The following is a 19,136-nucleotide window of genomic DNA, read 5'->3' as shown; positions in this document are numbered from 1 at the left end:
CAGCATCCTCGCACGTAGATCAGAGGCGTTCGGCGAGGAACGATCCAATCAGCCCGGCCGCCTCCGCTTCCGCCTCGCGATGGGGATTGTGACCGATCGCCGGCAGCAGCACGAAACGCCCCTGCGCCCCGGCAATCCGGCGGGGGTGTTCGGGCGAGCCGAACTCGTCCGCCTCGCCATGAATTGCCAGAAGCGGGCAGGCGACGCCCGCCAGCGCGTCATCGAGCGTCCAGCCGGCAAAGGCGGGGGAGAGCCAGGTCCCGATCCAGGCGTCGACCACCCAGCGCGCCTTGTCGCCGTGATATCGGGCGAGCCGCGCCAGGTCCTGCGGCCGCTCGAAGACCGCTTGCGCCGCGCGGATACCGGCCAGCGTGTGCTCCTCGATGAACGCCTGCGCGCCCATCGTGATGACCGCAAGGCAGGTCGCGCGGTGGTTTGCAGCCGTTTCCACCGCCATGCCGCCGCCGACACTATGGCCGCAGGCGATGAACTGCGTGAAGCCCAAGGCATCGCGCAGCAGCGGCAGCGTGTCCCGCCCTTCCGCCGCGATGAAATCCGCAGGCAGCGCGCCGGGAAAGGCATCCGAGCGGCCGAAGCCGAGCCGATCATAGGCGATCACCGGCCGGCCGGTCGCCTCGCAAAGTGCTTGGGGGAAGCTGCGCCAGAGCTCGACGGCACCCAGCGAGTCGTGAAACAGCACCACCGGCGGCGGCGCGTCCCTCAGGGATGGCTCATGCCACCAGAGTCGCACGAACAGCGCGCCCCGGCCGGTCTCGATCCGCAGGTCGTGGGTGGGTACTGGATCGGTCACGGCGGGCATCGCGGTGGGACGTGTCGAAGGAGGCGAGCATTGCATGCCTCCGCATAGCCGAGGCATGATGCTCCTGTCCATTGCCGCCGGCCGCCCCTCGGCGAGATCGCGCGCCAACCTGCCGCAGCAGGGTGGCTTGCGGGCGGGTAGGGGCTTCAAGTATATTCGAATAATAGAAAATTTCGGATCTGCCGGCGTGCCGCACGTGGACCGCCGGACAGGAAGTGGGGCAGGGGAACGCTGCGGGAAAGCGCGAGGCGCCTCCTGTCGCAGCCCCCGAAGGAGTAGCTGATATGTCGATGATCACCACCAATGTCGGCAGTGCCGACCGGATCGCCCGTATCGTCGTAGGGCTGGCACTGATCGCCTTTGCCCTGTTCGGACCGGCGGACATCACCTGGAAATGGGTCGGCTGGATCGGCGTCGTGCCGCTGCTGACCGCCTTCCTGAAATGGTGCCCGGCCTACACGCTGCTCGGCATCAATACCTGCGGCAAGTAGGAAGGCCAGACGAGGGCCGGGTCAGTCGCAAGAGGTCAGATTGCGCTCCAGGAACGCGATCAGCTTCTCGTGGTGCCGGTTTTCCGCCTCGCTCCGCGGCAGGTGGTCTTCGTCTTGATAATAGTGAACCTCAGGCGTGAGGCCTTGGCGCCGCAGCCGCTCGGCGAGCCGTCTGGTCGTTTCGACCGACCAGACCTTGTCCGCCGTGCCATGGCTGAGAAACAGCGGTCCGTCATAGCGCTCGATCTCGATCGGCGTTGTGGGCAGAAGGTCGTCGCTCGATCCGCGCCAGGACCAGGCACGCTCGCCAGGGTCCCAGACCTGCCAGCCGGGGTCGCCCGCATCCCGCCAGCGGCGGGCATCGAAGGCACCGCAAATGACATCCGGCGCGCTGTGCACGGCGATGGCATCCGGCACGCCGGCAACGCCGTCCCGCAGCATCAGCGATGCAAGCAGCAAGGCATGTTCCGCCCCGCGTGACACGCCGTAGATGCCGACCTTGCCGCCCGATGGGGCAAATCCCCGAAGCGCCGCCAGGGCCTCGGCGGTCCGGTCCAGCGACACGTCGGCGATGCTGCCGGCGTTCCACGCGTTGCCGCCTTTCGAATAGGGGAAGGGAAAGGCCAGGAAGCCATGGGCGGCGAGCAGGACCGCATTGCGATGGCTCCAGCCCGACCAGGCGCCTTCCGACCCATGCAGGATCATGACGGCAGGAAACGGTCCATCGCCCGGCGGGCCATAGGTCGTGCCCCAGTCGGGAATGAGGCGGCGGACGATGTTCAGGGGCATGGCGACTCCTGCCTGATCTTGCAACCACCCGACTTCCGAGGGAAACCCTCCACCTGCCACCTCAGGTTTAGCACGGCTGCATCTGCGGCGGGAGCCGTGCCGTCACGCGAACCCGAGATCCGTGCGCAGCCGCTCCGCCCACTCCCGGCTCGTTGCGTCGGCGAGCTTGGCGACGTCCGGCGTGACGGTGTCCGCTGTTGCCGGATCGAGACCGAGCGCTTCAAGAACATGGCGCAGCGTCCCTCGCGGATCGGCCGAAAGCGCCTCATAGGTGAGGCGCAGCGGGGCGATGCCATGGCCCGTGAACCAGGCTTCCCAATCCCGGTCGGCGGTCACCATCGTGTCGTGGGTGCTGCGCAGCAGCGCGGCGTCGTAGACCGGCTCGCGCGGCGGCGACAACCGCTCCAGCTCCGTGCCATCCGAGGCCCTGTGCCACAGCCCGCTCTGTTGCGCCTTCACATAGGAAACCGCCTGGCCAATCTTGTCGAGGCGCGTCAGGTGAATGAACAGCGTCGGGCCGAAGGCCGCTTCAAGGCGCGCGGCATCGTCCGGTCGGTCCGGGTGGAGAACCGCGAGTTTCTCGCTGAAGAAGGCGAAGCTGTGCCGCTGCAGGCGCAGGCCGAACAGGCCGGTGCCGCCGCGCCCACGCTCGAGGGCAGAGGTGAAGATCTGGGCGAGCATGTCGCGCTCGCCGCGTTCCTTTTCGCCGGAAAGACCAAAGCGCTCGCGCCAGTCGTCCAGCGACGGCTCATGAAACAGGGATGCCGGCCTGCCGGCGACGCCGGTCGCGGCCAGAAGCCGGCACAGCAGTGTGCTGCCGCTGCGCGGTGAGGTGCAGAGAATGTAGGACTGGAAAGATGGCATTGGGCGAAAGGCAGGTCGGATTCGGGAAAATAATCCTTCCCCCCTTTCGTGACAGCAACGTGACGCGTCTTGCTCGGGAACGCGTTATCTGCGGAAAGTCAGATCGACGGTGCCGACCGTGATGCCGTATTTCCGCACCTCTGCCGTGTTGCGCAAGGTGCGGGCGTCGACGCGGGTCAGCGTGTCGAAGAAGCGCACCGCCACCGGGCCGCTCTCGGTCTCCAGCCTGGCCGCATAGTCGAAGCGGATGCTCGACCCGCCGGTGGTGATCGTCACCGGGTTGAGCACGTCTGAACGGGTGGCGATATAGCGGTTCTCCGCCACCTTCTGGAAGAACCAGACCTTGGTGTCACGCTCGCCGTCCGCGAACCGAAAGTCCTCGCGAAGCCGGAGCGTGAAGGTTTTCGGGTTCCAGGTGCCATGAGTGACCACGGTGAAGGGGCGGCGGATGCCGGCGATCCGGCTCTCGAACACGCCTTCCCCGACAGTGCGTCCCCGGAAATAGTCCTCCAGCACCAGCGGCTTGCCGTCTGCATGGGCAGAGCCGGCAGCGAGCACCGGGAGCAGGAGGAGAAACGCGAGCACGGCCGCCAGAGCGGGAATGTTGGCGCGGGCCGCCTCGCGGCAGAAGATCAGCGCGGGCATGGTAACCTCCGTAACCGGCCTGGGCAGCCTGCTGCTGCCCTTAATACCGTTTACGGCGGCTGGCCCGCGCCGGATCGCTTCTCAGTCCGTGGCGCCGGCCACCTTCAGCGCGAAGGCATAGACCAAGGCCACTTCCTTGAGCCGGTCGAAGCGGCCCGAGGCGCCGCCATGGCCGGCTTCCATGTTGGTCTTCAGGAAGAGGGCGGCCTCGTTGCTGCGTCGCTCGCGCAGGCGCGCGACCCACTTGGCCGGCTCCCAATAGGTGACGCGCGGATCGGTGAGGCCGGCCACCGCCAGGATCGGCGGATAGGCCTGCGCCGCGACATTGTCGTAAGGCGAGTAAGCCGCGATCGTCCGGTAGTCCTCTTGCGACGCGATGGGATTGCCCCATTCCGGCCATTCGGGCGGCGTCAGCGGCAGCGTGTCGTCGAGCATGGTGTTGAGCACGTCGACGAAGGGCACCTCGGCGATGATGCCGCCGAAGGCCTCCGGCGCCATGTTGACGACCGCGCCCATCAGCATCCCGCCGGCCGAGCCGCCCTGCGCGATGATGCGGTCGGACGAGGTGAAGCCCGCCTCGGCAAGGTGGCGGGCGGCGGCGATGAAGTCGGTGAACGTGTTCATCTTCGCCTGCCGGCGACCGTCCCGATACCAGCGGAAGCCCTTGTCCTTGCCGCCGCGGACATGCGCGATGGCATAGACGAAGCCGCGGTCGACCAGCGACAGGCAGTTGGTGTTGAAGCTCGCCGGGATGGTGATGCCGTAGGAGCCGTAACCGTAGAGCAGGCAGGGCGCGCTGCCGTCCAGCGGCGTGTCCTTGCGGTAGAGCAGCGACACCGGCACCGTCTCGCCGTCGCCGGCCGGCACCTGGAGCCGCCGCGTCACATAGGCCTGCGGATCGTGGCCGGACGGAACCTCCTGCGTCTTGCGCAGGGTGCGCGCGCGCGTCTCCATGTCGTAGTCGAACACCTGGGCCGGCGTCGTCATCGACGAGTAGGAGAAGCGGATCCGGTTGGTGTTGAACTCGTAGCCGTCGGAAAGCCCGAGCGAATAAGCCTCCTCGTCGAAGGCGATGGCATGTTCCAGCCCGTCGGCGATGCGGCGCACGACGATGCGCGGCAGCCCGTCCTCGCGCTCCAGCCGCACCATGTGCTTGGCGTAGCAGGTGAAGGAGAGGATCAGCCGCCCCTCGCGATGCGGCACCACGTCCCGCCAGGCCTCCGGGCCGGCGCCCGCGCGCAGAGCGGCGAGCGGCAGACTCATGATGCGGAAGTCCTCCGCCCCGCCGTGATTGGTCAGGATCAGCAGCGTGTCGCCGCCGTCGTCCTCCACCGAATACTCGGTGCCGGTGATGCGCTCCGCCACCGTGACGGGGGCGTCAAGCGGCGCATCGGCCGGGATCAGGCGGACCTCGGAGGTCTCGTGGTCGTGGATGTCGATGGTCAGCAAGCGGCCGGACTGGGTCTTGCCGATGCTCATGAAGAAGCCCGGATCGGCCTCCTCGTAGACCAGCACGTCGCCGGCCGGGTCGGTGCCGACCTCATGACGGAACAGCTTCGAGGGCCGGTGGTTGGCATCGAGCCGCACATAGAAGAGATAGCGGCCGCAGGCGGACCAGACGCCGCCGCCGCCGGTGTCCTCGATCCGCTGGTCGAGATCGCGCCCGCTGGCAAGGTCCCGCACCAGGAGGGTGTAGAACTCCGAGCCGGTGTCGTCGAAGGCCCAGGCAAGGCGCGAATGGTCGGGCGAGTGCATGGCGCCGCCGAGACGGAAATAGGCCTTGCCCGCTGCCTCCTTGTCGCCGTCGATCAGGATCTCCTCGGCTTCGCCGCCGCGCTCGGCCGTCTCGCGCGCCATGCGGACGAGGCGCGGATGCTGGCCGCCGGCGATATAGGCAAAGCCATAGGCATAGGGCCCGTCGGCCATCGGCACGCTGCTGTCGTCTTCCTTGATCCGCCCCTTCATCTCGGAAAACAGCGTCTCCTGCAGACCCTTCGTGTCGGCCATGCCGGCTTCGAGATGAGCGTTTTCCGCCTCCAGATAGGCGCGGATGGCGGGATCGAGCGTGTCGGGCGCCCGCATCACCTCCTGCCAGTTCTCCGCGCGGAGCCAGTGGTAGGGATCCTCGCGGGCGATGCCATGGGCGATGAGGGTGAGGGGGCGCTGGTCCGCCCGCGGCGCCGGCGCAGCCGCGGCATCGGAAAGGGGGCTGTGAGGTGTCTTCAACATGGAGCGGAGGTAGGCGCTTTCGTGGGGCTTGGCAAGAGCGGCGCCCGCTTGCGCGCGTGCGCATCCTCAGTCTTCGCGCCCGGTGCACAAGCGCGCTGCTATATGATAAAAGCACGACCATGAGCGACAGGTCCACAACGCTGCAGCCGTCCGCGAAGACGCGGACGGAGCGGCCGCGCCTTTACAAGGTGCTGCTTCTCAACGACGACTTCACGCCGCGCGAATTCGTCGTGGCGGTGCTCGCGGCGGAATTCCGCATGAGCGAGGACGAGGCGGTGCGGGTGATGCTCACCGCGCATCAACAGGGCGTGTGCGTCGTTGCCGTCTTTCCGCGCGACGTCGCCGAGACCAAGGCGACCCGCGCGACCGAGGCCGGGCGCGCCAACGGCTTTCCGCTGCGCTTCGAGACCGAGCCGGAGACCTGAAGCCTCACCCCTTAGCGGGCGCGCAGATAGAGCCGATCGCTGGACAGGTCGAGCACCATCCGGTAGCCCAACTCCTCCAGCCGGCGATGGGTCGCGCGCCCGTCCGGTGCGCCGGCGAAATAGCCCTTGCTGAACTCCATGTAGATCAGCGTCGGCCGCACCGAGCCGACGCTCGACAGCACGGCGGCCTCCGCGCCCTCGATATCCATGTGCAGCAGGTCGATGGCGGTGATGCCGAGCCGGGCACACAGCGTGTCGAAGCGCCGCCCTTCCACCTGCGTCGCCGCCTGCTGCGCCACATGGGAGAAGCGGCTGCGATAGGTGTCGGTATGGGCGTAGAGCGAGCCCTGGCCGTACACTTCTCCATCGATGGTCGCCGGATGCCAGTCGACCGGCCCGTCCGTGGCACAGGCGGCACAGTTGAGCACCTCAACCCGCTCGCCGGCGAGATTGTTGCTGACCAGCGCGAAACGCTGCGGGTCGGCCTCCACCGTCACCACCCGGCAATCGGGAAAGGCGCGGGCGAAGCGGAAGGCGTCGCCGCCGTCGAAGGAGCCGAGGTCGACGATCACCTTCGGAGCGATGCCGAGTTCGCCGAACCAGGCCGGATTGAACCGCGAATGATAAAGCTCGCGCGCCCCGCCGGCGGTGATCACCTCGTCATGCCCGTCGGCAAGGGGAGGCGAGACCAGCCCGGCGCGGCGGGCACGAAAACGATTGGCAAGTTTGCGAAGGCTCACGCAGCGGACTCCGGGCCGGGACCTTCCGCTTCTATAGCGCATGCCGCAGTGGCGCGACATGGGGAAGTCCCCGGAGGAGCGCTGGAATCACGGGATAACGCTGCGTCTTTTTAGCCCGGACCCAGGGCTTCCGGATCATTTGGCCGGGCAGGCCACGTCGCCGGTGCGCGCCGCGCCCGTCCCCTCGATGGTCACGTTGGCGGAGCCCGCCGCGACGCAGCCCTGCGCCGGCGCGACGAAGCGCACGGCCGGCTCGCCTTCGACGAAAACGCCCGGCACCGGCTCGAACAGGCCCGGCGGACAGGCCGCCACATCCGACAGCCGCAAGGCGGGTCGGCCGTTGATCATCACCGACGCGGCGCCCGTGACCGCGCAGGCCGGCAGGTCCTGCGCCGCTGCCGGCAGGACGGGTAGGAGTAACAATGCGAGGACACATATAACTCGATAAGTCATGCACTGACCTGGCGGATTTCTGTCACGCCTTTGGAGTGGCTGATTTGCTGGATGCCGGACCGCCTGCCGGCGTAGCCGCATGTCGCGATCCGGCATCCAGATATCAGTGCGGGCAAAGCCCGCGCAGATTTTTACTTGATGACACCGACTGGCCACCACTGGCGCCCTACCGCCCCGGACGGCCGCTCTTTTTCGGGCGGCCGCGGCGCTGGCGCTCCTCCGCCGGGTCCTCGTAGGAACCGGTGCCGATCTTGCCACGGACGACCGGCTTGACGTCGTCTTCCGGGGCGTTGCCGGGCTTCTTCGGCAGCGGTCCCTTGGACAGCGGCACCTCGGTGCGTCCGACGGTCATCTCGTCGAGCGTATTCTTCCGCACTTTCGAGGCGCTCGGCAAGTTGGCGCTGGCGCCGTATTTCTTTTCGCCCCGGAAACCGCCGCTGCGCTCCTCCACCATCGACTGGCGGGCCAGCGGATCGTCGGCCAGCGCCAGTTCCGTCTCCTGCAACCGCTTGATCTCGTCGCGCAGCCGCGCGGCGGTCTCGAATTCGAGGTCCGCGGCCGCCTCGCGCATCTGCTTCTCGAGATCCTCGATATGCGCCTTGAGATTGTGGCCGACCAGGTTGCCGCTCTCGGCGAAGCCGGCATCGACCGTGACATGGTCCTGCTCGTAGACCGACTGCAGGATGTCGCCGATGGACCGGCGCACGCTTTCCGGCGTGATGCCGTGCTCGGCATTGTAGGCCTCCTGCTTCTCGCGGCGGCGGTTGGTCTCGGCGATCGCCCGCTCCATCGACCCGGTCGTCCGGTCGGCATAGAGCACCACCCGGCCGTCGACATTTCGCGCCGCGCGGCCGATGGTCTGGATCAGCGACGTCTCGGAGCGCAGGAAGCCTTCCTTGTCGGCGTCGAGAATGGCGACCAGCCCGCATTCGGGAATGTCGAGGCCCTCGCGCAGCAGGTTGATGCCGACCAGCACGTCGAAGGCGCCGAGCCGCAGGTCGCGGATGATCTCGATGCGCTCCAGCGTGTCGATGTCGGAATGCATGTAGCGCACGCGTACGCCGTTCTCGTGCAGGTATTCCGTCAGGTCCTCGGCCATGCGCTTGGTCAGCACGGTGACGAGCGTGCGATAGCCCTTGGCCGCCACCGCGCGCACCTCGCCCAGCAGGTCGTCGACCTGCGAGGAGGCGGGGCGGATGTCGATCTGCGGATCGACGAGGCCGGTCGGGCGGATGACCTGCTCGGCGAAGACGCCGCCGGCCTCCTCCATCTCCCAGGAGCCGGGCGTTGCCGACACGCACACCGTCTGCGGCCGCATCGCGTCCCATTCCTCGAAGCGCAGCGGCCGGTTGTCCATGCAAGAGGGTAGGCGGAAGCCGTATTCCGCCAGCGTCGCCTTGCGGCGGAAGTCCCCCCGGTACATCGCGCCGATCTGCGGGATGGTGACATGGCTTTCGTCGGCGAAGACCAGCGCGTTGTCCGGCAGATATTCGAACAGGGTCGGCGGCGGCTCGCCGGGATTGCGTCCGGTCAGGTAGCGCGAATAGTTCTCGATGCCGGCGCAGGATCCGGTCGCCTCCAGCATTTCCAGGTCGAACAGCGTGCGCTGCTCCAGCCGCTGCGCTTCCAGCAGCCGGCCATGGGCATTCAGCTCCTCCAGCCGCTGCACCAGCTCCGCCTTGATCGACTTGACCGCCTGGGCCAGCGTCGGCTTCGGCGTCACATAATGCGAATTGGCGTAGATCTTGACGCTCTTCATCTCCGCCGACTTCTGACCCGTGAGCGGGTCGAATTCGGTGATCGCCTCGATCTCGTCGCCGAACATCGAGATGCGCCAGGCCCGGTCCTCGTAGTGCGCCGGGAAGATCTCGACCGTGTCGCCGCGCACCCGGAAGGCGCCGCGCTGGAACGCCGCGTCGTTGCGCTTGTATTGCAACGCCACCAGATCGGCGAGCAACTGGCGCTGGTCCATCCGCTCGCCGACCTCGATGGCGAAGGTCATCGCCGTATAGGTCTCGACCGAGCCGATACCGTAGATGCACGACACCGAGGCGACGATGATCACGTCGTCGCGCTCCAGCAGCGCCCGGGTGGCCGAGTGGCGCATCCGGTCGATCTGCTCGTTCACCGAGCTTTCCTTCTCGATATAGGTGTCGGTGCGCGGGACGTAGGCCTCCGGCTGGTAGTAGTCGTAATAGGAGACGAAATATTCGACCGCGTTGTCCGGGAAGAACGACTTGAACTCGCCGTAGAGCTGGGCCGCCAGCGTCTTGTTCGGCGCCAGGATCAGCGCCGGACGCTGGGTGCGGGCGATCACCTGCGCCATCGTGTAGGTCTTGCCCGAGCCGGTGACGCCGAGCAGCACCTGCGTCTTGTCGGCATTCTCCAGCCCCTCGACCAGGTCGGCGATGGCGGTGGGCTGGTCGCCGCGCGGCTCGTACTCGGAGACGAGCTTGATCGGAACGCCGCCTTCCGACTTCGCCGGCCGCTCCGGACGGTGCGGCACCCAGGCGACGCCGTTCTTGTGCAGCGGATTGCCGGAGGTGATCAGGTCGGTGAGCGCCTGCACCGTCGCCGTGTGGCCGGTGGTGCCGTCCGACATTTCCGGCGCCGGCTTCTTGCTTCCCTTCTGGCCCTTGCGCGCCTTCTTCGTCTCCGCCACCTGCTTCGCCAGCAGGGCTTCGGCGTCTTCCAGGCTCATGTCCAGCCCGGCGACGGGGTTGAGCCCGCCGGCCGCGCGCTCCCGCGGGGTGCTGGCGACGCCCATCGAGGTGCCGCGCGCCGTGCGCGCCGGCCTGGCCTCCTTCGCCGCCGGTCCCGCCGCGCTCCGCCCCTTGGGCGCTGGCTCGTCCTCGGTGAGTTGCCGCGCCCAATCCGACACCGGGCCGCTGAGCGGTGCTCCCTCGAAGGCAGCCTGCGGCGCCTCGCCGAACCCTTGCGGCGGGGCATCGTCACGGTCCTCCGCGGGGCGGGGCTTGCCGGTTTTGCCGGAGGACGACGCAGAAGACGGGGAGGAGGTAGAGGGTCGCTTGGCCATGGCGGCAATATGGTCCCAAAGCCGCGTTTGGGAAACCCCGTGTTCCGGCTTTGTCCGCCGGAAACCCGCACCATGCTGACACAACGGTGTCAGGAGGGGGCGGATTGAGATTTTCCTCTTGACCTGGAGCGCACCCCAGCTCCCAGGGTCCGAGGCTGGTTCCAACAGGAGACAGCTCCATGAGCGTTATTGAAGCGTTTTTCTCGGCCCTGACGAGCGGCGATGTGGAGAGGGTTCTGCCCTTCATCGCAGCGGACGCGATCATCGTCGGGGTTCGCGCGACATCCGACCCGCGCCTGCCGATCTACGGCACCTATCACGGACAGGAGGGGATGCGGGCCTTCCTTGGAGAGCTGCGCGCGGCCTTCGAAACGGAGGCCTTCGAGGTCGAGGATTCTCTGGAAAGCCCGAAGCTCGGCTTCGCATCGGGGCACTTCCGGCACCGCGTCCGCCACACCGGGCGCCTGTTCGTGTCCACTTGGGCCTTGCGAGCGAAGCTGTGCGACGGGAAGATCGAGCACTATCTGTTTTTCGAGGACACGGCCCGACTGGAAGCGGCCTTCGGGGTGTCGACGGCCGAGGCTGTGTGATGATGATAGGCGACCCGCCGCAGCGGACCGGCCTGAGAGCCGATACCCTGCGCCACTACGAGACGATCGGCTTATTCCGGCACCGCTGCGCGCGGAGAGCTCGATCTGAAGACGCGACAGCTTTGCACGCCGGTTCACAGCACGGTCGCGGCGCTGACGGTTCTGGGCGGCCAGACGGGCCCGCAACTCAAGATCAACATCGAGCATATGATCGCCGCCGGCGCCAGCCGAACGGAGATCATCAAGGCGATCTGGCAGATGGCCGTCTACGGCGGACTGCCCGCCTCCATCAACGGCCTCAATGCAGCACAGGAGGTCTTTCAGGCGGCGGACCGCGGCGGATAGGCCGCCTGGCGACATCTTGACGTGTGGCTTGTTAGGGTGAGCGTTTCACGCTCACCCCTCTCCCTTGTGCCCGTCATTGTGGCCGAGGCTCATGTCCGGCCAGACGAGGTCGCGCACGCGCGCCTTCAGCACCTTCGCCTCGGGAAAGCCGCCGTCCGCCTTGCGGTCCCAAATGGTCGCCCCGTCGCAGGTGATGGTGAAGGTGCCGCCGGTGCCGGGCACCAAGGTGACGGAGCCGATCTCCTCGGAAAACGTCGAGAGCAGTTCCTGCGCCATCCAGGCGGCGCGCAGCATCCAGTTGCACTGGCGGCAATAGGTGATTGTCAGGGCGGGCTTTTGCGTGTCGGTCATGGGCTTTCGGCTGAAGGTCAGGGATGGGGGAGGGGCGGGCGCGTCCGGTCCGCTTGCTCGTGCGGCGGTCCCTGCGGCCGCCGGCTCTGGCTGGCGCCATTATCGCCCTGAGCGGCGCCGGAGCAAGCCTTGCGGTGCCGAGCGGAAAAATCGAGATACCCTGTTGACCTGGAGCGCGCTCCAGCTCCCAGGATGCGAAGCCGTTGACACAGGAGACAGCCATATGATGATCGGTGAACTCGCGCGGCACAGCGGCCTCAGTGTCGATACGCTGCGCTATTACGAGAAGATCGGGCTGGTCCCGCCGCCCTTGCGGGATACCGGCGGCCGGCGCGTCTATGATGCGGCGGCGCTCCGCTGGCTCGGCTTTCTGGAGCGGCTCAAGGCGACCGGTCTCGGCATGCGCGAGCGGCTTCGCTATGCGGAATTGCGCGTGCGCCCTGGCGTTGCCTCGGTGCGCGAGCGTCGCGAGATGCTGGAGCAGCATCGCGACAAGGTGGCGGCGGATCTGCAGCGCCTGACCGATACTCTTGCGCTGCTGGACGACAAGGTGGCGCTCTACCGCCGGATCGAGAGCGGCGAGGTGGCTGACCCGGTCGCGCCGATGGCGGAGGCAGCCATCGGCGGCGGCGCGGCCCGTCGCCGGAAGGAGGTCGCATGATCCCGGCGGCGCTGGAGAAGGGGAGACAGATCGTCGCCCGGCTCAATCCCGAACTGGAGGAGGCGCTCGCCGAGCGCTATGACGCGCTGCTGCCGGGCTTTTCGGAAAGCCTGGTCGAATGGGCCTATGGCCGCCACTATGCGCGGGAGGGGCTCGACCTCAGGACGCGCCAGCTCTGCACGGTCGCCGCGCTGACGGTGCTCGGCGGCCAGACGGCTCCGCAGCTCAAGGTGAACATCGAGCATACGCTCGCGGCCGGAGCCAGCGAGACCGAAATCCTCGAGGCGATTTGGCAGATGGCGGTCTATGGCGGGCTGCCGGCGGCGATCAACGGGCTGAACGCGGCCCGCGAGGTCTTCGAGGCGCGCCGCGCGCCCGGCGGTCCGGGCTGACCATCAGAACTGAGGAAAACCGGACCGGCGACGAACGTCGCCGGTCCGGTCGGTGGCGGATTTACCCTTGCGCTGCAAGTGCCCGCGCGACGGCACTGGCCAGTGTTTCCGTCGGACGGCCGGTCAAGCGGGAGAGGGTGCGGCTGTCGTCGTGGAGCGCGCCCTTCCCCGCCGCCGCATCGGCATCGGCCACCACACCGGCGAAGCCTTCCGGCAGTCCGGCCTGAACCAGCAATGCAGAGAAATCAGCCTCGCTCATGCTGGCGAAACTCACCGGCTTGCCGCTCTGGCGGGCGATCTCGGCGGCCAGTTCGGCGCGGGTGAAGGCGTTGTCGCCGGCCAGCTCATAGGTCGTCGAGAAGGCCGGCGGATCGCGCAGGACCGCGGCAGCGGCCGCCGCATAATCCGCCCGCGCGGCGGCCGAAATCCGTCCTTCGCCAGACGCCCCCGCCACCGCGCCATGGGCGAGAGCGGCAGCGACATCGCCGAAGTAATTCTCGAAATACCAGCCGTTGCGCAGCAGTACGACCGTGCCGGGATAGTCGGCAAGCAGTGCTTCCGTTGCCTTGTGCTCGTTCGCCAGCAGCATCGGCGAGCTGTCGGCATGCAGGATGCTGGTATAGGCGAGAAGCTCGACGCCGGCCGCCTTTGCCGCCTCGATCACCGCCGCGTGCTGAGGCGCGCGCTTGCCGACTTCGCTGGAAGAGACGAGCAGCAGCCGGTCGACGCCGGCAAGCGCCGCTGCCAGCGTTTCGGGCGCGTCGTAATCTCCGCGCACCACCTCGATGCCGCGCGCGGCGAGATCGGCGGCCTTTTCCGGCGAGCGGACAAGGGCGCGGACCGTCTGCGGCGCCTCGCTCTTCGCAAGCTCGTCGATGACGAGGCGGCCAAGGGCGCCGCTGGCACCGGTCACTGCAAATTTGGTCATGGGTCACTCCGTGTGGGGTCACAGGGACGATCTTTCGGATCGGATGACATCCATATGCAGGGTGTACTTTCGAAATGTAAGTACGTACATAAAGGTTAGCTTGAGAGGGAGGGAGCCGGCGCATTGGCGCCGAACGAGGCACGGGTGGCGATGCACAGGGATGCTGCGAAGATTGGTGCGACGGCGGTAGCGGCAGCGGAGCCGAGCGTCGAGACGCTTTCTGAGCGAATGCGACGCGGCGCGCTTTTTGACGTCGCCTGCCCCTCGCGCGATGTGCTGAAGCATGTGACCAGCCGCTGGGGCGTGCTGGTCTTGCTCGCCCTGCTGCAGGGCACCCATCGCTTTGCCGAACTGCGCCGCCGGATTGGCGGGGTCAGCGAGAAGATGCTGGCCCAGACGCTGCAGATGCTGGAGGCCGACGGCCTGGTCATCCGCCGCGCACGGCCGGTGGTGCCGCCGCATGTGGAATACAGCCTGACGGACCTCGGCCGGGAGGCCGGTCAGCGGGTTGCCGCCCTTGCCGACTGGATCGAGATCAGCATGCCGGAGATCATGCGCCATCGTCGCGACAGGCAGGACGCCGCAGAATAAGGACACGGGAGCGCTTGTTCTTTCTTGCGCGCCTTATGCGCCGAGGTCCTGCCCCAGCCACGCAAGGAAGTCCTGGATCGCGGTTTCGTCACGGCGGCAATAGGACCATTTTCCCTGCCGCCGGACGGTCAGAAAACCCGCCTGCCGCAACAGGTCGAGATGGCGGCTCGCCGTCGGCTGGGCGATCCCGAGAGCTTCGGCGATCAATGTCATGCAGACGCCGAAGGCGACCGGGTCCGCCGAAACCTGTCCGGAGAAATGCTCCGCCGGATCGCGGAGCAGGCGCAGGATCGTCATCCGCACATCGCTGGAAATCGCCCGCAGTTGCGCCTCGCGCAGGGCATTTTCCGGGGCAGGGGTTGCATCGCTCATGCGCTTATTCATATAGTCATTTCGCTAAATGTAAATATGAAGACGAGGCCAGGGAGGGCCGAAGGATGCTTCTCGACCTGCCGTACACCAGCGTCGTCGACGGATCCGCCATCCGCTGGGGGCGGGCAGGCAATGGTCCGCCGCTGGTTGCCATCCATGGGACGCCGTTCTCCTCTCAGGTCTGGCGACGGATCGTGCCGCATCTGGCGCCGCACTGGACGGTGTACTGGTTCGATCTTGCCGGCTATGGCCAATCGGAGATGCGGGAGGGGCAGGATGTCTCGCTCGGCGTGCAGAACCGGGTTCTCGCGGCGCTTCTGCGGGAGTGGGGACTGGAGCGGCCAAATGTGCTGGCCCATGACTTCGGCGGCGCGACGGCGCTGCGCGGTCACTTCCTCGATGGCCTCGCCTATGGGTCGCTGACGATCTTCGACGCGGTGGCGCTGGCCCCCTGGGGCTCACCCTTCGTCCGTCATGTGCGTCAGCATGAGGCGGCCTTCGCCGGCATGCCGGCCTATATGCACGAGGCCCTCGTGACCGCCTATCTGCAGACCTCGGCCGCCCGGGTGCTCGATGACGAGGCGCTGCGCGTCTATGCCGCCCCCTGGACGGAAGACGTGGGGCAGCGCGCCTTCTACCGGCAGATCGCCCAGATGGACCAGCGCTACACCGACGAGATCGAGAGGCTCTATCGCCGGATGGATTGCCCGGTCACGGTGCTGTGGGGCGAGAAGGACGACTGGATCCCGCTGGAAAAGGGCCGCGACCTTGCCGAACGCATCTCCGACCGGCCTCTGATCGCGATTCCCGAGGCCGGCCATCTGGTGCAGGAGGACTGCCCGGAAGCCATTGTCGCGGCGATGCTGCGACAGGTGCCGGTCGCCTGAAAGGGGCTGCGCCTCGCCGTCAGGTCTCCAGCGCGTCGCGCAGGCGATAGTACCAGATCGCCAGCGTCGCATAGATCGGGTGCAGTGCGTGGACGGGAAGCGGGCGGATGTCCGTGAAGCGGAACGGCAGGGGCTGCGCACCGTCGAGAAGGTGGCCGCCGATCGCCGTGCCAAGCGCGCTGGAAAGCGCCACGCCGCGCCCGTTATACCCCGCCGCCATGGTGAGGCCCGGCAGCGGCTGGTGGACATGCGGCAGGTGGTCGGCCGTCATGGCGACCCGGCCGGTCCAGCGATAGGTGATCGGCAGGCCGCGGGTTTCCGGGAAGGTCCGGTGCAGGTTGCCGATCAGCCGGGTGTAGGCCGCGTCCGCCGGGGTGTCGGAGAAGGTGCCGCGTCCGCCCATCATCAAGCGGTTTTCCGGCCCGATCCGGAAATAGTTGCCAACGCGGCGGGTGTCCGAGACGACGCAGCGTCCGGGCAGGATCTGCTGCAGAAGTGCGTCCGGCAGCGGCGCGGTCGCGACCTGGAAGCTTCCCGCCGGCACGAGGCTTGCCCTCAGCTTGGGAAACAGCGCCCCGCTATAGCCGTTGGTCGCGACGATCACCTGGCCGGCGAGCACGCTGGCGCCATTGGCAAGGCTCACGCGCCAGCCCTGTCCCTCACGCGCCAGCCGGGTTGCCGCCGCCCCGACGCGGATGTCCGCCCCTTGCGCGAGCGCGGCCTGCGCAAGGCCCGTGGCATAGTTCAGCGGGTGGAGCCTGCCGGCCCGCCGGTCGATCCAGCCGCCTTCGAAGATCGCCGTTCCCGTGTGGGCACGGACCTCGTCGCGGGTGAGCAGGTCGACATCGGCGCCCCTAGCCTGCCACTGCCTGGCCCGCCGCTCGAGCAGGCCGAGATGTGCCCGCTTGACGCTGCCCTGGACCCAGCCGTCGCGGCTTGCCTCGCAAGCGATTCCCTCCGCCTCGATCAGCGCGAAGGTCGTCTCGGCCGTCTTGCCGACAAACTCGGTGGTCGCCTCGCCGAAGACCGTGTCGATCTCGTCCGGATCGATCTTGATGCCCGGAATGACCTGACCGCCATTGCGGCCCGAGGCGCCGAAGCCAGGCGCCTGCGTGTCGAGCACGATGACGGAGGCGCCGCCGCGGGACAGGCTGAGTGCCGCGGCAAGGCCGGTATAGCCGGCGCCGACGATCGCCACATCGGCCCGCATATCGCCTTCGGGCGGCGGCAGGGTCAGCGGCGGGCGGGCGGTCGCGGCCCAGAGCGAGGGAATGGTGTGGGACATGGTCGGCGGCCTCAGACGGGATGGGTGACCCTGCGCAGGAAGTCCTGGGTGCGTTCATGCTGCGGGTTTCGCAGCACCTCGGCGGCCGGCCCCTGCTCGACGATGCGCCCGCCGTCGAGGAAGAGCACGTTGTCGGCGACCTCGCGCGCGAACTGGATCTCGTGGGTGACGACGAGCATCGTCATGTGCTCCTCGGCGAGCGAACGCATCACCTGCAGCACCTCGCCCACCATTTCCGGATCGAGGGCGGAGGTCGGCTCGTCGAAGAGGATCGCCTCCGGCCGCATGGCCAGCGCCCGGGCAATCGCCACGCGCTGCTGCTGGCCGCCCGACAGGGAGGCCGGATAGGCGTCGATCTTCTCGGCCAGGCCCACCCGCGTCAGCAGGTCCTCGGCGCGTTGCCGCGCCACTTGGCGATCCTCGCGCAGCACATGGATCGGCCCCTCCATGACGTTTTCCAGCGCAGTGCGATGGGGAAACAGGTTGAACCGCTGGAACACCATCGAAACCCTGGTGCGGATCGCGTGGATCGTCGAGCTGGTCGCGTCGACCTGCTCGCCGTTGATGGCGATGCGGCCCTGCTGGTAGGTCTCCAGCCCGTTGACGCAGCGAAGCAGGGTGGACTTGCCCGAACCGGAGGGGCCGATCAGGCAGACCACCTTGCCCTTGCCGATCTCGGCGTCGATGCCCTTCAGCACCTCGTGGGAGCCATAGGCCTTGTGAACGTTCTCGAAGGTGATCATCGGGCTTTCCCCATTGCCACTTCCACCCGGCGCATGACGAAGTTCAGCGGCAGCGTCAGGCACAGGTAGAGCAGGGCGACCAGCGTGAAGACCGTCAGGTTGTTGAAGGTGGAGGAGGCCAGCATCTTGCCCTGCATGGTGAGTTCTGCGACCGAGATGACGGACACCTGCGAGGAGTCCTTCAGCAGCATCACGATGTTGTTGGTGTAGGGCGGGACGACGATGCGGAAGGCCTGCGGCAGCACCACCCGGCGCATCATCAGGCCCTGGCGCATGCCGATCGACTTGGCCGCCTCGACCTGGCCCCGGTCGACCGCCTCGATGCCGGCGCGGAACGTCTCGCCGATATAGCAGGAATAGGTCAGGGCAAGGCCGATGACGCCGGCCTGGAAGGCGGTGAGATCGAGGCCGACCTCAGGCATCACGAAATAGATGTAGAACAGGATGACGAGGATCGGGATGCCGCGGATGAACTCCACAAGCAGGCGCACCGGCGTTGCCAGTGCCCGGATCCCCGATGTCCGGCACAGCGCCCAGAACAGGCCGAGCCCGGTCGCCAGCGTCAGCGACAGCACGGTGACGGCGATCGTCAGCCAGACGCCGGACAGGAGGAAGGGAAGATACTCGGCGGACTGAGAGAGGAACTTGTTCATCGAAGGGCCTGCCTGTGACGGAAAGCGAGGTGGGGTGAGCCGGCGGCCGGTTCACCCCGTATCGGAAGGCGTGGGCCGTCTCAGAGGCCGTATTTGGCGAAGATCTTGGCGAGCTCGCCGCTGTCCGACATCTTCGCGAGGGCGGCGTTGACCGTCTCCAGCAGCTCGGGATTGTCCTTGGCTACCGCCAGCGCCACCGTCCCCTCGCTCATCGGCGTGTAACCCTCGACGAGGCGCACGCCGAAGTCCGGGTTCTGGGCGATCTGATAGGCGATGATCGGCTTGTCGCCGAAGCCGGCCTTGATCCGGCCGAGCTTCACCTCGCGCATGATGTCGGCGAGGGAGTCGTATTGTTTCACCTCGCTGAAGATGCCGAGGCTGTTCAGCTTGTCGGCGAAGACGGTGCCGACCTGCGCGCCGACGGTCTCGCCCTTCAGCATGTCGAGCGTGTAGGCGGTGTCGTCCGCGGCCGCGACGAACATGGCATCGCCATAGGTGTAGACGCCGGTCGAGAAGTCCACGACTTCCATGCGCTTTTCGGAGGCGAACATGCCGGCGGAGATCAGGTCGATCTTGCCCGTCGTCAGCGCCGGGATGAGCGCGGAGAAGGCGGAGAGCTCGAACTTGACGGTCAGGCCGGCCTCGGCGGCGATGGCCTCGGCGATGTCGACCATGGCGCCGGTCGGCTTCTGGGTGGCGGTGTCGACGAAGGTGAAGGGCACGCCGGTCGTGGTCACGCCGACGGTGAGGTCCTTGGCGAGCGACGGCAGGGTCAGTCCGACCGACAGGATCAGCGTGGCTGCAAGCTTCTTTATCATAGCGGTTTCCTCTGGTGTTTGGCTGCA

At 67.4% G+C, this 19,136-nt stretch carries 22 protein-coding genes and 1 pseudogene; 8 read left to right on the top strand and 15 right to left on the bottom strand.

Annotated elements, in window-relative coordinates; genetic code table 11:
• Positions 1 to 19 precede the first annotated feature (19 nt).
• Positions 20 to 811, bottom strand: a complete 792-nt coding sequence (locus TSB10P1A_RS21850; protein ID WP_208987173.1) for an alpha/beta fold hydrolase — start codon at positions 809 to 811, stop codon at positions 20 to 22.
• A 293-nt stretch (positions 812 to 1,104) separates the two neighbouring features.
• Here TSB10P1A_RS21850 and TSB10P1A_RS21845 point away from each other — a divergent pair, with 293 nt between their 5' ends.
• Complete coding sequence (locus TSB10P1A_RS21845) at positions 1,105 to 1,311, top strand: DUF2892 domain-containing protein (protein WP_371328839.1); 207 nt, start codon at positions 1,105 to 1,107, stop codon at positions 1,309 to 1,311.
• 21 nt (positions 1,312 to 1,332) lie between these two features.
• Here TSB10P1A_RS21845 and TSB10P1A_RS21840 read toward each other — a convergent pair whose 3' ends face one another.
• The 4 genes from TSB10P1A_RS21840 to TSB10P1A_RS21825 all read right to left on the bottom strand — a co-directional run bounded on the left by TSB10P1A_RS21840 (position 1,333) and on the right by TSB10P1A_RS21825 (position 5,838).
• Complete coding sequence (locus tag TSB10P1A_RS21840; protein ID WP_186390033.1) at positions 1,333 to 2,100, bottom strand: S9 family peptidase; 768 nt, start codon at positions 2,098 to 2,100, stop codon at positions 1,333 to 1,335.
• A 102-nt stretch (positions 2,101 to 2,202) separates the two neighbouring features.
• Positions 2,203 to 2,964, bottom strand: a complete 762-nt coding sequence (locus tag TSB10P1A_RS21835) for a Stf0 family sulfotransferase (RefSeq protein ID WP_186390032.1) — start codon at positions 2,962 to 2,964, stop codon at positions 2,203 to 2,205.
• Positions 2,965 to 3,048: 84 nt separating this feature from the next.
• Positions 3,049 to 3,609 carry a DUF3833 family protein gene (locus TSB10P1A_RS21830; protein ID WP_186390031.1) on the bottom strand — a complete coding sequence of 187 codons (561 nt, stop codon included), beginning with the start codon at positions 3,607 to 3,609 and terminating at the stop codon, positions 3,049 to 3,051.
• A gap of 81 nt (positions 3,610 to 3,690) precedes the next feature.
• Positions 3,691 to 5,838, bottom strand: coding sequence for a S9 family peptidase (locus TSB10P1A_RS21825; protein ID WP_186390030.1), 2,148 nt, complete (start codon positions 5,836 to 5,838; stop codon positions 3,691 to 3,693).
• Positions 5,839 to 5,957: 119 nt separating this feature from the next.
• On the opposite strand from TSB10P1A_RS21825, the gene clpS reads away from it, so the two are divergent.
• Positions 5,958 to 6,263 (top strand): ATP-dependent Clp protease adapter ClpS, encoded by a 306-nt coding sequence (clpS, locus tag TSB10P1A_RS21820; RefSeq protein WP_186390029.1) that lies wholly within the window; start codon positions 5,958 to 5,960, stop codon positions 6,261 to 6,263.
• A gap of 11 nt (positions 6,264 to 6,274) precedes the next feature.
• Here clpS and TSB10P1A_RS21815 read toward each other — a convergent pair whose 3' ends face one another.
• From TSB10P1A_RS21815 to uvrB, 3 genes and pseudogenes are all read right to left on the bottom strand, one after another.
• Positions 6,275 to 7,003, bottom strand: a complete 729-nt coding sequence (locus tag TSB10P1A_RS21815; RefSeq protein WP_186390028.1) for an FkbM family methyltransferase — start codon at positions 7,001 to 7,003, stop codon at positions 6,275 to 6,277.
• A gap of 135 nt (positions 7,004 to 7,138) precedes the next feature.
• Complete coding sequence (locus TSB10P1A_RS21810) at positions 7,139 to 7,426, bottom strand: PAAR domain-containing protein (protein WP_186390027.1); 288 nt, start codon at positions 7,424 to 7,426, stop codon at positions 7,139 to 7,141.
• 502 nt (positions 7,427 to 7,928) lie between these two features.
• Positions 7,929 to 10,493, bottom strand: a pseudogene (uvrB, locus tag TSB10P1A_RS21805) (excinuclease ABC subunit UvrB); the annotation flags it as partial.
• 179 nt (positions 10,494 to 10,672) lie between these two features.
• On the opposite strand from uvrB, the gene TSB10P1A_RS21800 reads away from it, so the two are divergent.
• Together TSB10P1A_RS21800 and TSB10P1A_RS21795 are read left to right on the top strand one after the other, a co-directional pair.
• Positions 10,673 to 11,083 carry a nuclear transport factor 2 family protein gene (locus tag TSB10P1A_RS21800; protein WP_186390025.1) on the top strand — a complete coding sequence of 137 codons (411 nt, stop codon included), beginning with the start codon at positions 10,673 to 10,675 and terminating at the stop codon, positions 11,081 to 11,083.
• 42 nt (positions 11,084 to 11,125) lie between these two features.
• A complete protein-coding gene (locus TSB10P1A_RS21795) occupies positions 11,126 to 11,428 on the top strand; it encodes a carboxymuconolactone decarboxylase family protein (protein ID WP_186390119.1) in 303 nt (100 codons plus the stop codon).
• 51 nt (positions 11,429 to 11,479) lie between these two features.
• On the opposite strand, the gene TSB10P1A_RS21790 is transcribed toward TSB10P1A_RS21795, so the two are convergent.
• Positions 11,480 to 11,779 (bottom strand): SelT/SelW/SelH family protein, encoded by a 300-nt coding sequence (locus tag TSB10P1A_RS21790; RefSeq protein ID WP_186390024.1) that lies wholly within the window; start codon positions 11,777 to 11,779, stop codon positions 11,480 to 11,482.
• Positions 11,780 to 12,002: 223 nt separating this feature from the next.
• On the opposite strand from TSB10P1A_RS21790, the gene TSB10P1A_RS21785 reads away from it, so the two are divergent.
• On the top strand, positions 12,003 to 12,440 hold the full coding sequence (locus TSB10P1A_RS21785) for a MerR family transcriptional regulator (protein WP_186390023.1): 438 nt from the start codon (positions 12,003 to 12,005) through the stop codon (positions 12,438 to 12,440).
• Entirely contained in the window at positions 12,437 to 12,832 is a 396-nt protein-coding gene (locus tag TSB10P1A_RS21780; RefSeq protein WP_186390022.1) for a carboxymuconolactone decarboxylase family protein, read from the top strand. The genes TSB10P1A_RS21785 and TSB10P1A_RS21780 overlap by 4 nt, the downstream gene beginning before the upstream one ends.
• 61 nt (positions 12,833 to 12,893) lie before the next feature.
• On the opposite strand, the gene TSB10P1A_RS21775 is transcribed toward TSB10P1A_RS21780, so the two are convergent.
• Positions 12,894 to 13,760, bottom strand: coding sequence for an NmrA family NAD(P)-binding protein (locus TSB10P1A_RS21775; protein WP_186390021.1), 867 nt, complete (start codon positions 13,758 to 13,760; stop codon positions 12,894 to 12,896).
• 228 nt (positions 13,761 to 13,988) lie between these two features.
• Between TSB10P1A_RS21775 and TSB10P1A_RS21770 the strand changes: the two genes are divergently transcribed.
• A complete protein-coding gene (locus TSB10P1A_RS21770; protein ID WP_244293207.1) occupies positions 13,989 to 14,351 on the top strand; it encodes a helix-turn-helix domain-containing protein in 363 nt (120 codons plus the stop codon).
• Positions 14,352 to 14,384: 33 nt separating this feature from the next.
• On the opposite strand, the gene TSB10P1A_RS21765 is transcribed toward TSB10P1A_RS21770, so the two are convergent.
• Positions 14,385 to 14,723, bottom strand: a complete 339-nt coding sequence (locus tag TSB10P1A_RS21765; RefSeq protein ID WP_186390020.1) for a helix-turn-helix transcriptional regulator — start codon at positions 14,721 to 14,723, stop codon at positions 14,385 to 14,387.
• 65 nt (positions 14,724 to 14,788) lie between these two features.
• Between TSB10P1A_RS21765 and TSB10P1A_RS21760 the strand changes: the two genes are divergently transcribed.
• Positions 14,789 to 15,610, top strand: a complete 822-nt coding sequence (locus TSB10P1A_RS21760) for an alpha/beta fold hydrolase (protein ID WP_186390019.1) — start codon at positions 14,789 to 14,791, stop codon at positions 15,608 to 15,610.
• Positions 15,611 to 15,629: 19 nt separating this feature from the next.
• Here TSB10P1A_RS21760 and TSB10P1A_RS21755 read toward each other — a convergent pair whose 3' ends face one another.
• The 4 genes from TSB10P1A_RS21755 to TSB10P1A_RS21740 all read right to left on the bottom strand — a co-directional run bounded on the left by TSB10P1A_RS21755 (position 15,630) and on the right by TSB10P1A_RS21740 (position 19,109).
• Complete coding sequence (locus TSB10P1A_RS21755) at positions 15,630 to 16,895, bottom strand: FAD-binding oxidoreductase (protein WP_186390018.1); 1,266 nt, start codon at positions 16,893 to 16,895, stop codon at positions 15,630 to 15,632.
• An 11-nt stretch (positions 16,896 to 16,906) separates the two neighbouring features.
• On the bottom strand, positions 16,907 to 17,638 hold the full coding sequence (locus tag TSB10P1A_RS21750) for an amino acid ABC transporter ATP-binding protein (protein WP_186390017.1): 732 nt from the start codon (positions 17,636 to 17,638) through the stop codon (positions 16,907 to 16,909).
• The gene (locus TSB10P1A_RS21745) at positions 17,635 to 18,291 is read right to left on the bottom strand and encodes an amino acid ABC transporter permease (RefSeq protein WP_186390016.1); all 657 of its coding nucleotides are present in this window, start codon (positions 18,289 to 18,291) and stop codon (positions 17,635 to 17,637) included. Before TSB10P1A_RS21745 ends, TSB10P1A_RS21750 begins: the two co-directional genes overlap by 4 nt.
• 80 nt (positions 18,292 to 18,371) lie before the next feature.
• Positions 18,372 to 19,109 (bottom strand): ABC transporter substrate-binding protein, encoded by a 738-nt coding sequence (locus TSB10P1A_RS21740; RefSeq protein WP_186390015.1) that lies wholly within the window; start codon positions 19,107 to 19,109, stop codon positions 18,372 to 18,374.
• Positions 19,110 to 19,136 lie beyond the last annotated feature (27 nt).

Origin of the sequence: Stappia sp. TSB10P1A (genome assembly GCF_900185725.1) — a bacterium.
Classification (GTDB): domain Bacteria; phylum Pseudomonadota; class Alphaproteobacteria; order Rhizobiales; family Stappiaceae; genus Stappia.
Note: the sequence above shows the minus strand (reverse complement) of the source record. Positions and strands in the feature narration are given on the sequence as shown.

Excerpts from the sequence above, each read along its gene's own strand:
- TSB10P1A_RS21845 (WP_371328839.1), top strand. The coding sequence starts at position 1,105 with ATGTCGATGATCACCACCAATGTCGGCAGTGCCGACCGGATCGCCCGT.
- TSB10P1A_RS21840 (WP_186390033.1), bottom strand. The coding sequence starts at position 2,100 with ATGCCCCTGAACATCGTCCGCCGCCTCATTCCCGACTGGGGCACGACC.
- TSB10P1A_RS21835 (WP_186390032.1), bottom strand. The coding sequence starts at position 2,964 with ATGCCATCTTTCCAGTCCTACATTCTCTGCACCTCACCGCGCAGCGGC.
- TSB10P1A_RS21830 (WP_186390031.1), bottom strand. The coding sequence starts at position 3,609 with ATGCCCGCGCTGATCTTCTGCCGCGAGGCGGCCCGCGCCAACATTCCC.
- TSB10P1A_RS21825 (WP_186390030.1), bottom strand. The coding sequence starts at position 5,838 with ATGTTGAAGACACCTCACAGCCCCCTTTCCGATGCCGCGGCTGCGCCG.
- clpS (WP_186390029.1), top strand. The coding sequence starts at position 5,958 with ATGAGCGACAGGTCCACAACGCTGCAGCCGTCCGCGAAGACGCGGACG.
- TSB10P1A_RS21800 (WP_186390025.1), top strand. The coding sequence starts at position 10,673 with ATGAGCGTTATTGAAGCGTTTTTCTCGGCCCTGACGAGCGGCGATGTG.
- TSB10P1A_RS21790 (WP_186390024.1), bottom strand. The coding sequence starts at position 11,779 with ATGACCGACACGCAAAAGCCCGCCCTGACAATCACCTATTGCCGCCAG.
- TSB10P1A_RS21785 (WP_186390023.1), top strand. The coding sequence starts at position 12,003 with ATGATGATCGGTGAACTCGCGCGGCACAGCGGCCTCAGTGTCGATACG.
- TSB10P1A_RS21780 (WP_186390022.1), top strand. The coding sequence starts at position 12,437 with ATGATCCCGGCGGCGCTGGAGAAGGGGAGACAGATCGTCGCCCGGCTC.
- TSB10P1A_RS21775 (WP_186390021.1), bottom strand. The coding sequence starts at position 13,760 with ATGACCAAATTTGCAGTGACCGGTGCCAGCGGCGCCCTTGGCCGCCTC.
- TSB10P1A_RS21770 (WP_244293207.1), top strand. The coding sequence starts at position 13,989 with ATGCGACGCGGCGCGCTTTTTGACGTCGCCTGCCCCTCGCGCGATGTG.
- TSB10P1A_RS21765 (WP_186390020.1), bottom strand. The coding sequence starts at position 14,723 with ATGAGCGATGCAACCCCTGCCCCGGAAAATGCCCTGCGCGAGGCGCAA.
- TSB10P1A_RS21760 (WP_186390019.1), top strand. The coding sequence starts at position 14,789 with ATGCTTCTCGACCTGCCGTACACCAGCGTCGTCGACGGATCCGCCATC.
- TSB10P1A_RS21755 (WP_186390018.1), bottom strand. The coding sequence starts at position 16,895 with ATGTCCCACACCATTCCCTCGCTCTGGGCCGCGACCGCCCGCCCGCCG.
- TSB10P1A_RS21750 (WP_186390017.1), bottom strand. The coding sequence starts at position 17,638 with ATGATCACCTTCGAGAACGTTCACAAGGCCTATGGCTCCCACGAGGTG.
- TSB10P1A_RS21745 (WP_186390016.1), bottom strand. The coding sequence starts at position 18,291 with ATGAACAAGTTCCTCTCTCAGTCCGCCGAGTATCTTCCCTTCCTCCTG.
- TSB10P1A_RS21740 (WP_186390015.1), bottom strand. The coding sequence starts at position 19,109 with ATGATAAAGAAGCTTGCAGCCACGCTGATCCTGTCGGTCGGACTGACC.